The sequence below is a fragment of the Acinetobacter bouvetii genome (genome assembly GCF_902753875.1).
In the GTDB taxonomy this organism is placed as follows: Bacteria; Pseudomonadota; Gammaproteobacteria; order Pseudomonadales; family Moraxellaceae; genus Acinetobacter; species Acinetobacter bouvetii_A.
The window spans coordinates 1-15,409 of sequence record NZ_CADDTS010000001.1; the positions used below are offsets into that span (position 1 = coordinate 1).

General features: G+C 39.0%; 13 protein-coding genes. 6 read left to right on the forward strand and 7 right to left on the reverse strand.

All coding sequences use genetic code 11. From position 1 onward, the window contains the following. Positions 1-522: 522 nt before the first annotated feature. A complete protein-coding gene (locus tag FB6_RS00005; RefSeq protein WP_174558031.1) occupies positions 523-2,457 on the reverse strand; it encodes an ATP-binding cassette domain-containing protein in 1,935 nt (644 codons plus the stop codon). Between the two features lie 234 nt (positions 2,458-2,691). Between FB6_RS00005 and FB6_RS00010 the strand changes: the two genes are divergently transcribed. From FB6_RS00010 to erpA, 4 genes are all read left to right on the forward strand, one after another. Continuing rightward, positions 2,692-3,699, forward strand: a complete 1,008-nt coding sequence (locus FB6_RS00010) for a putative solute-binding protein (protein WP_174558032.1) — start codon at positions 2,692-2,694, stop codon at positions 3,697-3,699. A gap of 234 nt (positions 3,700-3,933) precedes the next feature. Beyond that, positions 3,934-4,944: a putative solute-binding protein gene (locus FB6_RS00015; RefSeq protein ID WP_174558033.1), complete on the forward strand. Its 1,011-nt coding sequence runs from the start codon at positions 3,934-3,936 to the stop codon at positions 4,942-4,944. 235 nt (positions 4,945-5,179) lie between these two features. Then, the gene (locus tag FB6_RS00020) at positions 5,180-6,190 is read left to right on the forward strand and encodes a putative solute-binding protein (protein WP_174558043.1); all 1,011 of its coding nucleotides are present in this window, start codon (positions 5,180-5,182) and stop codon (positions 6,188-6,190) included. Positions 6,191-6,307: 117 nt separating this feature from the next. After that, positions 6,308-6,643 carry an iron-sulfur cluster insertion protein ErpA gene (gene erpA / locus FB6_RS00025; RefSeq protein ID WP_174558034.1) on the forward strand — a complete coding sequence of 112 codons (336 nt, stop codon included), beginning with the start codon at positions 6,308-6,310 and terminating at the stop codon, positions 6,641-6,643. A 92-nt stretch (positions 6,644-6,735) separates the two neighbouring features. Here the strand turns inward: erpA and FB6_RS00030 are convergent, their stop codons facing one another. The 5 genes from FB6_RS00030 to FB6_RS00050 all read right to left on the reverse strand — a co-directional run bounded on the left by FB6_RS00030 (position 6,736) and on the right by FB6_RS00050 (position 12,279). Continuing rightward, entirely contained in the window at positions 6,736-7,113 is a 378-nt protein-coding gene (locus tag FB6_RS00030; RefSeq protein WP_174558035.1) for a hypothetical protein, read from the reverse strand. A gap of 120 nt (positions 7,114-7,233) precedes the next feature. After that, positions 7,234-8,145: a matrixin family metalloprotease gene (locus tag FB6_RS00035; protein ID WP_174558036.1), complete on the reverse strand. Its 912-nt coding sequence runs from the start codon at positions 8,143-8,145 to the stop codon at positions 7,234-7,236. Between the two features lie 170 nt (positions 8,146-8,315). Further along, a complete protein-coding gene (dnaK, locus tag FB6_RS00040) occupies positions 8,316-10,259 on the reverse strand; it encodes a molecular chaperone DnaK (protein WP_174558037.1) in 1,944 nt (647 codons plus the stop codon). 122 nt (positions 10,260-10,381) lie between these two features. Next, on the reverse strand, positions 10,382-10,930 hold the full coding sequence (gene grpE / locus FB6_RS00045) for a nucleotide exchange factor GrpE (protein ID WP_174558038.1): 549 nt from the start codon (positions 10,928-10,930) through the stop codon (positions 10,382-10,384). A gap of 812 nt (positions 10,931-11,742) precedes the next feature. Beyond that, complete coding sequence (locus tag FB6_RS00050) at positions 11,743-12,279, reverse strand: hypothetical protein (RefSeq protein WP_174558039.1); 537 nt, start codon at positions 12,277-12,279, stop codon at positions 11,743-11,745. 204 nt (positions 12,280-12,483) lie between these two features. On the opposite strand from FB6_RS00050, the gene FB6_RS00055 reads away from it, so the two are divergent. Then, a complete protein-coding gene (locus FB6_RS00055; protein WP_174558040.1) occupies positions 12,484-13,554 on the forward strand; it encodes an alpha/beta hydrolase in 1,071 nt (356 codons plus the stop codon). A 44-nt stretch (positions 13,555-13,598) separates the two neighbouring features. Here FB6_RS00055 and FB6_RS00060 read toward each other — a convergent pair whose 3' ends face one another. Further along, on the reverse strand, positions 13,599-14,267 hold the full coding sequence (locus FB6_RS00060; RefSeq protein WP_174558041.1) for a hypothetical protein: 669 nt from the start codon (positions 14,265-14,267) through the stop codon (positions 13,599-13,601). 103 nt (positions 14,268-14,370) lie between these two features. On the opposite strand from FB6_RS00060, the gene FB6_RS00065 reads away from it, so the two are divergent. After that, the gene (locus FB6_RS00065; protein ID WP_174558042.1) at positions 14,371-14,940 is read left to right on the forward strand and encodes a peptidylprolyl isomerase; all 570 of its coding nucleotides are present in this window, start codon (positions 14,371-14,373) and stop codon (positions 14,938-14,940) included. The last annotated feature ends 469 nt before the right edge of the window (positions 14,941-15,409 follow it).

The following is a 15,409-nucleotide window of genomic DNA, read 5'->3' on the forward strand; positions in this document are numbered from 1 at the left end:
TCTAGAGTGAGATGAGTATAGTTCATGATGCAACTTTGACTTTGGTCGGTCGGAAGCAAAATGCTAGCTCATCTTGCTTCCTTCCAATAATTTAATCTCTGTTGCACTTCATTTGAGAATCTAAGAACGAAAAAAAGTATCTTAAGCGCGATAAAAAGTCCCTATAAATGTATTAAAATCCACTGTGGATAAGTTTTCTAAGTTTTAATTTTTTTGTGAATATTAATGTGAAAAATAATTTATCCACAAGATGAACGGTTTTTGTGGTTTAAATTCAAAGTTAAATACTCTCTGTGCTGTGGATAAGTATTTTAAATTTAAAAGATAGTTTTGAATTTAAAAATACTTTCAAGGTGAAATTTGAAGTTAAAAAGTTAGGCTGTAATTGCTGTGGATATCATTAAAAATCTAGTGCAATAAAGCTTGTGTAGAAAAATTAAAAAATCGCAGTACAATTTGAAAACTATACTGCGACCATAAAATCAACGCTGATTTAGCTCAGCTTAATAGTGCGGATTTGACCTATTCAAAAGAACTTTCCAGCTCCTCCAGTTCCATCATTAACTCAAGCATTTGTTCTTCTGCTTCAGCGACTTGAACTTTTAATTCAGTCTGTTCATTCATTAAACGCATTAAATCATCTTTGCGATTGGCCTCATATAAAGTGCTATCCCCCAGCAATTCTTCAATCTGAGCCAAGCGAGGTTGTATTTTGCCAATTTTCGCTTCGATTTTTTCAATATTTTTACGTACCGGGCGACTTAATTCACGGCGACGTGCTGCTTCTTTACGTTGTGCTTCTTTATCGACCTTGGAAATAGTCGGTTTTACTTCCACTTGGGATTGAACTGGGGCAGCAGGCTTCTGACCATTTTTGATCATTTCATTACGTGCCTGACGTAGCCAATCCGCATAAGCGGTTAAATCACCATCAAATTCACGACTTTGACCGCCATGAACCAAGATCAGTTCGTCACAGACACTGGCAACCAACTGGCGTTCATGCGAAACCAGAACCACGGCGCCTTCAAAATCTTGCAGGGCCATGGTCAGGGCATGACGCATGTCTAAATCCAAATGGTTGGTCGGTTCATCCAGAATCAACACATTGGGACGTTGCCATACAATCAGTGCCAGGGCTAAACGGGCACGTTCACCACCCGAGAAACTTTCGCTCGGGGTGTCCATGCGTTCACCACTAAAACCAAAGCTACCCAGAAAAGCACGTAAGGTCGCTTCACTGATTTTTTTGTCGGCAATACGCGCCAATTGCAGCATCGGACTGGCATTGCCATCTAAGGCATCCATCTGGTGCTGGGCAAAATAACCAATATTCAGTAATTCAGAATCTTTACGCTGACCTTGGAGCAGTGTTAAATCACCGACCAAAGATTTAATCAGGGTTGATTTACCGGCACCATTCATCCCAAGTAAACCAATGCGGCTGGTCGGGGTGATTTGTAAATTGACATTGGTGACAATCAGTTTTTCACCATAACCAATATCGGCATGTTCCAGCTGCAGTAAAGGGGAACTCATTTTAGTCGGTTCACGGAAAGAAAAGGTGAACGGTGTATCGACATGAGCGGCAGACAATTCCTGCATGCGTTCCAGTTGTTTAATCCGGCTTTGTGCCTGTTTGGCTTTGGTGGCTTGGGCTTTAAAGCGGTCGATATATTTCTGTAAATGTGCGCGCGTTTCGAGTTGCTTTTCGTAGGCTTGTTGTTGCTGCGCTAAACGTTCACTACGGGTACGTTCAAAAGTAGAATAGTTACCGGTATATAAAATTAGTTCTTGATTTTCAATATGTAAAATATGATCGGTAATGGCATCCAGGAAATCACGGTCATGCGAAATCAGGATCAGTGTACCTTCATAGGCTTTTAACCAGTCTTCCAGCCATAAAATTGCATCTAAATCCAAATGGTTGGTCGGTTCATCCAGTAACAGTAAATCTGAACGGCTCATCAAGGTACGTGCAAGATTTAAACGCATGCGCCAGCCACCGGAAAAGCTGGAAACATCCAGTTGTGACTGATGTTCAAAGAATCCCAAACCGGCCATTAACTGAGACGCTTTGGATGGTGCTGAATAACCGTTAATTTCATCAAAACGGCCATATAAATGCGCCAGTTCTTCATTGTCCAAATTTTCAGGATGTTCAAGCTGATGTTGAATCTCCCAGTATTCTTCATCCCCGGACAGTACAAAATCAATAGCCTTCATATCTAAAGCTTTGATTTCTTGGGCCATATGAGCCACCGTCCAAACGGCAGGGCGGGTCAGTGAACCTCCATCCGACTCCATACCCCCTAAGAGCGCTGCAAATAAAGTAGATTTACCCGCACCATTAACGCCGGTTAAGCCAATTTTCCATCCTGGATGTAGCTGCATGGACGCTTTTTGAAATAAAACACGTCCACCGCGACGTATAGAAAGTTGATCTAACTGAATCATTGAAATATCTAAATGAGAAGAATGGTGTGCGTATTCTAAAGGAAGCGACTCAGAAAAGAAAAAGGCAGTACATGATTCTTTTACAGTGAACTGATTTTTCACTGATTTATAAAAGTGTGACAAATTATGCAAAAATAAGCCTTTTGTCAGAAAATAGAATAAAAGCTCTATTTTTAGCATTTAAACAACACTATAGTCTTTTTTAGGGGATATATAAAAGATGAAGGGGATATGATGAAAAAAGGGATTTTTATTTTATCAACGTTCACGCTACTAAGTTTTTCCAGTTTGGTACAGGCCAAACAAAATATTTGTGTTTTTGATTTATTGGGAAAAGCCGGCGAATCTTACAAGTTTATAGAAGAATGGGCCCTAGCCAGTAAAAACTGGGGAGCTGAGGTCAATTTACTGGCTTATCAGGATGAGGCCAAAGTTGAAAAAGATTTTAAAGCCGGTGTCTGTGATGCTTTTTATATGACATCCATGCGAGCTCGTGCTTATAACAAGTTTGCAGGTTCCATTGATGCATTAGGCGGTGTTCCAAGTAATCATATTGCTCAAAAAGCCATTTCTTATGTGCTGGATAAACGTAATAAAAAGCGTTTAATCAGTACTATTGGCAATGAAAAATATGAAGTTGCAGGTATTGGTCAAATTGGTACGGCTTATCTTTTTGTCCGTGATAAATCAATCAATACCATTGAAAAAGCCAAAGGTAAAAAATTTGCCATTTTACATTATGATCAGGCACAACGAATTATTGTGCAGCGCATTGGTGCTGAACCCGTAATGGCGGATATTTCCAATTTTGTCAAAAAATTCAACAATGGCGAAGTGGACATGATTGCGGCACCTGCCTATGCCTTTAAGCCCTTAGAAATTTATAAGGGTTTAGGAACAACAGGCACGATGATTAATTTTCCAGTCGTGAATGTAACAGCAGACCTGATTATACGTCCTGATCAATTTCCGGAAGGGTTTGCTGATCAATCCAGAAATTGGTTTGTACGGCAATTACCCAAAAGTTTTGCCATGGTGCAACGTCTGGAAGCGGGTATTCCTGCAAAATATAAAATGAATCTCAGCAAAGAAGATCATGAAAAATATCAGAAATTACTCAGGGATGGTCGTATTGATCTAACCAAGCAGGGTATTTATGAACAGACCATGATGACGGTGCTGAAAAAAGCGCGTTGTACTGTAGAAAGGACTAATTTTGAGTGTTCTTTAAGTGGTGAATAAATTGTGTTGTGTATTAATTTGTAAAATAATTCAATTTTAGTGACTGCTATGTAAAATATTACTATTTTATAAATTAATGATTTTTATTGTTATCTTATAAATAATAAAATAGGAATGGCAGCTTTGATTAAAATAATTGGAGTAAAAGCTCTATTTTTTTATCATCAACTTGCTTAATATTTAGGGCGTGAACGGATACCGTCAAACAACAAGATTCTAAAAAGGACCGCAATAATGAAAAAAACGATTCTCGCATTCGCAGCATTTTCTGCTGTTGGCTTAGCGACCACAGCTCAAGCAGCTAAAGTGGATGTCTGTGTATTCGATTTACTGGGTAAATCGGGCGAATCTTTTCAAATGGCTCAGGAATGGGCTTTAGCTGCCAAAGGATGGGGCGCAGAAATTAATTTAATCCCGCGTCAAGACGAAGCAGTTGCTGATAATGACTTTAAAGCTGGCAAATGTGACGGCGTATTTATGACAGCCATGCGTGCACGTCAATACAATAAATTTGTTGGTTCAATTGATGCACTGGGTGGTGCACCAAGTAATGCAATTGCACAGCGTGCAATTACTTTTGCTTTAGATAAACGTAATGCACCAAAAATGGTGAGTAACTTAAGTGGCAAAAAATATGAAGTAGCCGGTATTGCTCCTTTGGGCTCGGCTTTTATCTTTGTACGTGATAAAAAAATTGACTCGATTGAAAAAGCTGCCGGCAAAAAATTTGCTGTTTTGGGTTATGACGATGCGCAAAAAATTATGGTGCAACGTGTAGGTGCTCAAGCTGTTATTTCTGATGTGTCTAATTTTGTTGCAAAATTTAATAATGGTCAGGTTGATATGGTGGGTGCACCAGCCTATGCCTATAAACCTTTAGAAATTTATAAAGGTTTAGGTTCTAACGGAGCCATGTTTAATTTCCCTGTTCTTCAAGTCACGGCAGATTTCGTGATTCGTCCAGACCAGTTCCCTGCTGATTTTGGTCAAAAATCGCGTGATTGGTTTGTGAAGAACTTACCAAAAAGTTTCTCTATGATTAACCGTCTGGAAGCAAGCATTCCAGCCAAGTTTAAACTGAACCTGACTGCTGAAGATAAAACCAAATATCAAAAATTATTGCGTGAAGGCCGTATGGATATGACCAAACGTGGCATTTATGATGCTAGCATGATGGGTGTCTTGAAAAAAGCACGCTGTTCTGTCGATAAAGCGAATTTTGAATGTTCTCTTGGTGGCGAATAACACTGATTTATAAAAAGAAAGCCTAGATTTTATCTAGGCTTTTTTGTCGCTTTGATTATGTCATTTTTGCCATTGTGATGAGTAAAAAAAGGCGTAATCTAAAAAAACAAATATAGAAAATATTGATCATGCACCTTCAATGAGCCTTTATGTAGTTATGACAGGTCATGAATCAAACTTAAAAAATTCAATCCAAAATTGAATAAAAACAAAGAAACAAGGAAGAAAAATCATGATGTCATGGTCCAAAACACTACTGCTCGGAATAGGTTTATCTGCAGTTGCTGGAGCTGCACAAGCCAAACAGGTTATTTGTGTATTTGACTTGGTGGGTAAAAGCGGCGATGTCTTTAGCTTAATGAAAGATTATCAATTGGCTGCCAAAAACTGGGGCGCAGATATTGAGTTGCGTGTCGGGCAAAATGAAGGTGTGATTGCTGAAGATTTTAAAGCTGGTAAATGTGACGGAATTAGTGTTACGGGTATGCGAGGTCGTCAGTTTAATGATTTTACAGGTTCTTTAGATGCGATAGGTGCAATTCCTAATTTAAAACTTGCTGTGAAAGTAATGCAAGGCTTGGCAAGTCCAACCTTTGCCAAGCATATGGTTCGCGGCAAATATGAAGTTGTAGGTGTGATTCCTGTAGGTGATGCATTTTTAATGGTGAATGACCGCAATATTAATACTGTGGCTAAAGCTGCAGGTAAAAAAATTGCAGTACTGGATTATGATGAAGCACAAAAAATTATGGTTCAGCAAATTGGTGCGCAAGCAGTCAGTGCTGATGTTACCAATTTTGGGGCCAAATTTAACAATGGTCAGGTCGATATTATTGGTGCACCTGCAGCGGTCTTTAAACCCTTAGAATTATACAAAGGCTTGGGCAGTAAAGGCGCGATAGTGAATTATCCGATTCTGCAAGTGACGGGGAATGTCATTATTCGTCCAGAGAAATTTCCGGCAGGTTATGGACAAAAATCACGTGAATGGGTGAAAAGCCAGTTACCTCGTGCCTTTGGTATTTTAGGTAAAATGAAAGCTGATATTCCACAAAAATATTGGATGCAAATTCCCGATGTGGATAAGCCTGGATATCAAAAAATGATGCGTGAATCACGTGTCGATTTAACCAAACGCGGTGTTTATGACAAACGCATGATGAAGTTACTGTGGCAATTCCGTTGCAAAGAAGATCCAAAGAATTTTGAATGTAGTCTTCAGGATGAAAATTACAAACAATCTTGAGAAAAATAGTCTGATTTGACTTTAAATCTGCAAATACTGACCATATATTGGGTATGCTATACTTGATATATGGTCTTTATATTTTCAAGACACCTGAATTGAACAGAGGAATCTAACATGAATGCCCAAGCTCTGGTGCTGACCGACAATGCTGCGAATAAAGTACGCCAATTGCGTGATAGTGAAGGCAACCAAGAATTAATGCTACGCGTTTATGTTACAGGTGGCGGTTGTTCAGGTTTCTCTTATGGCTTTAACTTTGCAGAAAGCCAAAATGAAGATGATGCCGAATTTGTGAATGGCGATGTCAAAATGCTGGTGGACTCATTAAGCTATCAATATCTTGTTGGTTCTGAAGTTGATTATGTTGAAGGTTTGGAAGGTTCGCGTTTTATTGTACATAACCCGAATGCAACAACAACTTGTGGTTGTGGATCTTCATTCTCCATCTAATTTAGATACAGAATTAAGCCATAAAAAAGCCCTCTATTCATGAGGGCTTTTTTATGTGAGTTTTCAGCATGTTTGAAATTTATTTAAACGGATTAAGGCTCTAGTTTCGCGGCTTCTAAAATATCAAAAATAACTGTAGTGACATCTTGGCTTAAATCACGATTATTAAAAATTTCATAAGCACTAATGGTCACATCGGTATCACTTGGCAGCAAGCGTTGCTCTTCCTCAATTAAATCTTGAATAGGCAACAGGGTCTGTTTCACTTCTAAATGTAAAATATCTTTAAATTCAATATTTTCATCTTCGAGTTCAATCAGTTGCTCATTAAAATAAGGTAAAAGAATAGAATGGAGATAAGGTTGAATCTCGATAATATCAAAAATTTCGATATCACGAGTTTGTTCAATCGTACTGATGTGATCATTTACTTCAATAATAATATGGTAGTAACTCACATGCGTCTCCATGGATTTTCTGTTGTCATTTCTTGATAGTACCATAACATGAAATACGGCTTTTTGACGATGAATTACGATTCATATACTTATAAAAAGTAAGGGATTTTTGCATTGTATCCTGTCAATGGATTAACGTGCTTGTAATAATGCAAGATCCGCAGGGGATAATCTGAAATCTTGTAGGTTCTGATCTTTCATCAGCGGATACATCAAAGCCTTTGGATCCTGATTGTGTTTAAGGCCTAAGGCATGACCAAATTCGTGGGCGAGGGTTAAGAGTAAATCATCTTTGTTCTCAAATTGATAGATTTGAATTTCTCGCCCCATAAACACACCTTTGTGAAATTCGTGGGCAGGGAACTGCTGTTTGGCATGCGTAACATTTTGGTTAAAGCGATGAATATTGTGGTTGTATTGGTCGACTTGCTGATTATATTGCGCATTCAATTGATTGAAGTAATCAATATCATTTTTGAGTTGCTGACTCTTCTCTTTTAACTGTTGATATTGAAGTTCAATTCGCTGACGATTTTCCCCTTGGTTGTCTTCAAGGCGACTCCAGCTCAGTCGTTGTTGATTGAGATTTTGATATTCAGCATCGATTAGCACACGACGTTGTTGAATACTCGTTTGCAATTGCTCTAAATATGCTTGTGAAGTGTTTAAATTTTCAGAAACGCGTTGATTTTTATTTTGCTCTGTATTGAGCGTTGTCTCCATTTTTTTAAATGCATTAAAGTTATCTTGTCGTTCATCATACACAAGATGAATTTTGAGTTGTGCATCTGGGTCATAGACAAAGAGCTTTTGCCCAGAGGCATTTTGCCAAAGATCGGTCGCTTGTTGGGTGAGTTCAATCAGTTCTTGCTGACTAATACCAAAGCGTGGATCGACATCGGCAATTTGATAGCGTAAGCGGGTGTCAAAAGGATGCAGTAGGCGGTCGGAAAGCGAGTTATAACGCAATTGATCATGTGTTCTGAGTTGATAATTTAATAAACCAACAAACAACAGCACAAGAGCAATAATAATAAAACGCATAATGCAAGCACATGAACAATATAGGCTTAATGTATAATATTTAAACAAAAATAAGTAGTGATACCTCGGCTAAAACCTCGCTTTTTAAGGTGCGTTTTTGCGATGCAGTATTTATATTTGGTACATAAAAAAACCGCGCTTTCGCGCGGTTTTTTCGTTAAGAAGACAAATTATTTTTTGTCATCTTTAACTTCAGTGAATTCAGCATCTACAACGCCGTCATCCGCTTTTTGTTGTTGACCTTCACCGCCTTGGAAAGCGTTAGGATCAAAACCTTGCGCGCCGCCCTGAGCACCTTGAGCTGCTTCATAAGCACGTTGGCTAATAGGCATGATGATGTTTTGAAGTGCTTCAGTTTTCGCTTTGATATCTTCAACGTCATTTTCTTTAGTTGAAGCTTCAAGCTCAGCAACCGCAGTTTCAATGGCAGTTTTTTCGTCTGCAGTCACTTGTTCGCCAAGATCTTTAATGGCTTTTTGCGCACTAGAAACAAGAGCATCTGCTTCGTTACGAGCTTTAGCCAATTCTTCGAACTTACGGTCTTCTTCAGCATTCGCCTCAGCATCTTTGATCATCGCTTCAATTTCAGCATCGCTCAAACCTGAGTTTGCTTTAATTTGAATAGACTGTTCTTTACCAGTGCTCTTGTCTTTCGCAGACACTTTCAAGATACCATCTGCGTTAATGTCGAACGATACTTCAATTTGTGGCACACCACGTGGAGCAGGTGGGATATCGCCTAACTGGAAGTTACCCAACAATTTGTTTTGTTGAGCCATTTTACGTTCACCTTGGTAAACAGAAATGTCTACAGCAGGCTGGTTGTCCGCAGCAGTTGAGAACACTTGAGATTTCTTCGCAGGAATCGTGGTGTTTTTCTCGATGATTGCAGTTAACACGCCGCCCATTGTTTCAATACCAAGCGTCAATGGAGTTACGTCAAGAAGCAATACGTCAGTTTTGTCACCAGACAATACCGCACCTTGAATTGCAGCACCAATCGCTACAGCTTCGTCAGGGTTCACGTCTTTACGTGGCTCGCGACCAAAGAACTCTTGTACTTTTTGTTGTACAAGTGGCATACGAGACTGACCACCGACCAGAATTACGTCAGAGATGTCTGAAGTCGAAAGACCGGCATCTTTAAGCGCAATACGGCAAGGCTCAATGGTACGTTCAACCAGGTCAGCAACCAAACCTTCAAGTTTTGCACGCGTCACGTTGATCACCAAGTGTTTAGGACCAGTCGCATCTGCAGTGATGTATGGAAGGTTAATTTCAGTGGCATTCGATGAAGAAAGCTCAATTTTTGCTTTTTCAGCTGCTTCTTTCAAACGTTGTAATGCAAGTGGATCTTGTTTCAAGTTCACGCTTTGTTCTTTCTTGAATTCTTCAACCAGGAATTCAATTAAAGCGTTATCGAAGTCTTCACCACCTAGGAATGTATCACCGTTGGTAGATAATACTTCGATTTGCTGGTCGCCATCCAGGTCCGCAATTTCGATGATGGATACGTCAAAAGTACCACCACCCAAGTCATAGACTGCAACTTTACGGTCGCCTTCTTTTTTATCCATACCGAACGCAAGCGCCGCAGCAGTTGGTTCGTTGATGATACGTTTTACATCAAGACCGGCAATTTTACCTGCATCTTTCGTTGCTTGACGTTGAGCATCGTTGAAGTATGCAGGAACGGTAATCACCGCTTCAGTAACTGTTTCACCCAAATAATCTTCTGCAGTTTTTTTCATCTTTTTCAAGATTTCAGCAGAGATTTGTTGAGGTGCCAATTTTTTGTCGTTGACATCAACCCATGCATCGCCATTGTCTGCCTGGATGATTTTGTAAGGTACCAGACCGATATCTTTTTGCACCGCTTGGTCTTGGTACTTACGACCGATCAAACGTTTAATCGCGAATAATGTATTTTTAGGGTTAGTCACTGCTTGACGTTTAGCAGATTGACCTACCAGAATTTCGCCATCTTTATAGGCAATAATAGATGGAGTTGTACGAGCGCCTTCAGCGTTGTCGATGACTTTAACTTTGTCGCCTTCAAGTACGGCAACACAAGAGTTTGTTGTACCTAAGTCAATACCAATGATTTTAGCCATTTGGATGCTTCCTCAAAATTATTTTTTGCAATGTTTTTGCTTGTTATCCGATATGAGAGCCATTCAAAATTTTTCAAGTTCTTTGTATGAAAAAAATCGAAAAACTCTCGAATTTCTTTAGCTTATTGGCCCACGAGTACCATAGCTGGACGCAGTAAACGGCCTGAAAGGGCATAACCTTTTTGCAATACCGTGCCGATTTCACCTGCTTTCACATCTGGTGCAATACCGACAGCCTGATGTAAATCTGCATTGAAGCCATTGTTCATATTGACTTCAACCACGTTAAATTTTTCCAGGGTACTCAGCAGTGATTTATGTGTCAGTTGCACCCCTTCAAGTAATGGTGACTCAATATCACCACCAGCTTGAATGGCGCGTTCTAAATTATCAACGGTCTCGAGTAACTCTTTTGCAAACTTTTCAATCACGGTTTCTTTATGCTTTTCAGCATCACGTTGAATACGCTCTACACTTTTTTGTGCTTCATAGACCGCATTGGCTGTACGTGCTTTCTCAAGTTTTAAACTTTCTTCCAAAGAGGTGATTTGGGCTTGTAAATCTTCAACTGAAACTTCAGCCTGCTCTGTTTCAGCTTGAGTTTTTGCTTGTTGTTGATCAGCTTGCTCTTGCCCTAGATCTTGAGCGTCTTGATTTTGCTCAGTTGCCATAGATTTACTCCGTTTAAATGGGTTTTTAAACATGTCAGTCCTTTTGGCCTCAGTGCTAACTGTGTTAATCCTGAACTGCCATGAGTGATAAAATTCATGATTAATACAGAGTTCGGGGCAGAGAGTAAAAATTCAAGCGAGACAAGCAATTAAATCTGTTGAATTTGATTAAAAAAGGTTAAAAATCCGGTTTTTTTAATTCTGTACTTAGAAATGGTTTACAAATAGCAATTCAAGTCTGCTTAGATCAGTAATTCTCAATACTGCACACCTTAGGGTTGAAAAATATGAGCCATAACGCTGATTTATCAAAAATAAAAATGTTTAGTTTATTCAAACTATTCAATTATAAGATTCCTTCAAAAGGACTTTAAAATTAATACTTAGACTTAAAAACGATCAATATTAAATGAAATATATATTTCACAAACAATCGACAGATGGTTATTATTTAACCCAGATTCTATCGCTGTAGATTCTTCTTGGTATTTAGAAATGTGTTTTCTAAGCTTATCCACCCTATGGATAAGCTTTTTTTTTGCCTGAAATTTAGGCCAATCCAGTATGCATTGCATTTATGTATCAGCTTCGCAATATTTTATATGCATTTAGGAATAAGCTCAAAGTTATCTCTGAGCATAGATTGTAGCGAAGTTAGTTCTATCATCTATATAAGATAAAATTAGAATTCGGTGTTGATTGAAACACGATTAAGTTCAGTGCATCGTTGTTTTGATTCAGGGTATTCAATGCAATAAAAATACCCTGAAAGATCAGGGTAGGTCATGGGGGTAAAAAGATAATGCAGGGGATTAACGGTCTTGACGTTGAGCTTCTGATTTCTCTCTATCCTGACGATGCTCATTCCAGCGCTTTTGTTGGGATCTATCTTGCTGTTGCACTTTTTGATGCTGTTGTAGATTGGACTTGTCGCGGTGTTGCTCTAAACGCTGGCGTTCTACGTCACGTTTTTTGCGGTCCCACTCAGCTTGATTTTTTCGATTCTGTTCAACGACTTTTTTACGTTGCTCTTGTTGATGTTGTTGTTCACGTCTTTTGCGTTCCCAGTCCGTTTGTTGTTGACGGTTCTGTTCCCATTGACGACGTTCAAGCTCACGCTTTTTCTGTTCTAATTCCAGCCGATTTTGACGTTGTTGATATTCCCAGCGTTGACGGTCGCGCTCATGTGCATATCGGTAATCATAACTAGAGTCATAATTCCGATCGTAACGACGATCATAGCGGTCATCATAACCTCCATTGTGATAGCCACCATCTTCTGGAAATGCGACACATCCTACAGCTAAAAAAGTGGTCGCCACAGAAAGAATAATGAGTTTTTTAGCCATAATATGTATCCTTGTTGTTGTCATGAGTAGCAAAAACACTGCGAAATATACGTGGAAATTGTCAATGACAAGGTATAAAAAGAAGATTAGCGTAGGAATGTTTTTTAGTGTGTATACAGATGATTAGACTTATATAAGATTATGGTCACATATCGAATGATCATGTAGAAAATGTGAAGATTAAAATAAAAGGAAGATGCAATTATGGTTGCTTTTAGTCGAACTTTACAGACCGTGTTAGAAAAAAGCCAAGGTACAGCTGCACGCACTTTGGATCGATTGCCCAGTTTTGCACAAAAATCTTTAGTCAAAATTTTAAGATATCCTCACCAATATCCTGAACTTGATCCCTTAATCCAGTGCATGATGGCTGCTCAGTTAAGGCAGGGCAATAGTGGTTTTGTGGGCGAAGACGTCATTCGTGCCCGTAAAAACTTCGATTTGCAAATGCAGTCGTTAAAAGCTAAACCCACACCCGTGAAGCGGGTTGAAGATCTCCGCTTGCCCTTACATAGTGGAACCATCTTCGCACGGCACTATCATCCTGCACCCAATAAAAAACTTCCTATGCTGGTGTATTACCATGGTGGCGGCTTTGTGGTCGGAAGTTTAGATTCACATGATGAAGTGTGCCGTTTACTTGCTGTACATGCAAAAGTACAGGTTTTAAGTATCGATTACCCCTTGGCGCCGGAAGCCAGTCCAATCAAACTGATTCAGACTTGTGAGGATGCATTAGCATGGGTTTATCAAAACCGAAGACAGCTTAAAATTTTAAAGAATCGAATTGCAGTTGCAGGGGATAGTGCGGGTGGAAATATCAGTGCGGTAGTATCACAGCGTAGTGCACATAAAGTGTATGCGCCTCAAGCTCAACTTCTACTTTATCCAGTCGTTGACTTTAAGAGCCGTCATCCATCCTTTTATGCATATAAAGAAGGCCTGGTTCTTACGAGTGAAGATGTGGATTTTGTCACTCACTACTACGCTGATACCCATCAGATGGCATTGGATGATCCGATCATTTCACCGACTTATGGGAAGCATGACAAATTGGCTCCTGCATTTGTGATTACAGCAGGGCATGATGTACTGCATGATGAAGGTGAAATTTATGCACATAAATTACGTCAGCGCGGAGTCAAGGTACATTATCAGGAGTATGGTGATCAGACCCATGGGTTTGTGAACTTAACGCCGGTGTCTTATCGTGCGAAAAAGTATGTAATCGAAATTAGTAAGAACTTTAGAAAGTTTTGGGATAAACACGCCTGATTTTGGAATGTGCAATAAAAAGGTGTTTCACGTGAAACACCTTTTTATTTTTTGATGATCTTGGCTTCAGGCAGGGTCAGCTTAAATTCTGGGACATAAAAGCTGTGTAAATATTTGGCTTGCGAAAAATCAGGAAAAATATCTTGGGCATTTTCCCAAGTCACTTGCTTTAATTTGCTGAGCTTACCGCGAAATTGAGGGATGAACTGATAACGCAGACCTTGCCATGCTTGCTGAATATTGAGTAAGCGTGCTGGTAAATGATGACTGTTAATATAAAAAGTTTGACTATTTTTATATTTCTGCAAGCGTAGACTCATTTCTTGCTGTGCAAAAGTAATATTGCAATAGACCACATCATCTTTGTTCACCCATTCGAATTGTGCCACTTGTTTGGGAATGCCCCATAAGTGTTGACCATGTTGCATGGATATTTCTGTAGAGACATAAATTTTTGGAATGGAAGATAAACGCCGTTTACTGATTAACGGATGGTCTAAAATAAGCAATTCGTCATAGGGACCTACAGGAGAATGGTGGTAGCGAACCAAAATCACCTGTACAACACGACCAATGGGTGAGGGAGCTATATGAAAAGACGAATTATCTTTAATAAAATTGGGCGTGATCCAATAATTCAAAATAAAAGCATCACCCTGTAAATCCCAAGGTGGATGATGATGCAAAGTTGTGGCAGCTAATGCTTCATTCATTGTAATTCTCGTTTTATCTCAAAAAGAGCAGCTGTTTTATTTATCATTGAAAGATTAATATATCGACATTCACAATTACAACTTAACGTAGAAGAGTAAAGAAATGTTAAAACAAACCCTATTGGCTGTTGGTATTGCATGTATGAGTGTGCAGGTGATGGCTGCAAATACTCTGATAGAAATGAAAACCTCTATGGGAAATATTGAAATAGAGCTGTTTAATGATAAAGCACCCATTTCAGCGAAAAATTTTGAAGGCTATATCAAAGATAACTTTTATAACGGCACGATTTTCCATCGCGTGATTCCAGGATTCATGATTCAAGGCGGTGGCATGGATGCAAAAATGCAGGAGAAGCCAACTAAAGGTTTTATTAAAAATGAATCTTATAATGGCTTATCGAATAAGCGTGGTAGTTTAGCCATGGCACGTATGAATCAACCTGATTCTGCCAGTAGCCAATTCTTTATTAACGTGGTTGATAATGACTTTCTCAATAAAAGTGCAATGAATGCTGGTTATGCTGTCTTCGGTAAAGTAACTAAAGGCATGGATATCGTCGATAAAATTGTCAAAGTACCAACTGCAAACTACGGCATGCACCAAAATGTCCCTGTAAACCCTGTGGTTATTCAGAGTGTGGTGATTAAAACAGCGCCTGCAAAAAACTAAGCACATTAATTTGAAAAATAATTTCACATGATATTTTTAATAAATATCATGTGTTTATGTGAATAAAGTGTGTTTTTTGAACCATAATGGTGCATAAAAATAAAACACTCGTGGTTTTTGTGAGTGAAAAGCACTTGCGCGTGTAAGAAATTGCCCTATAATGACCACCATACCGACGAGATAGACGGAAACGAACGAAACGCGAAGCGTTGAGTTGTTAAGTTTATCGAAGTCCAGCTTCTAATACTGACGAGGTATTAGAAAGATCATTAAGAGATTATGAAGAACAACTTGTGTGGATTTTTACTGGTTGATTAATCGAAATTATTTTCATTGATTGAAGGTAGAAATTACTCGAAGTTTATTTGAGCAAATTTTTGTCAGTAATTGATGAGCCAAGATTGGTGCACTATATGCACTATTGATTTTAAACTGAAGAGTTTGATCATGGCTCAGATTGAACGCTGGC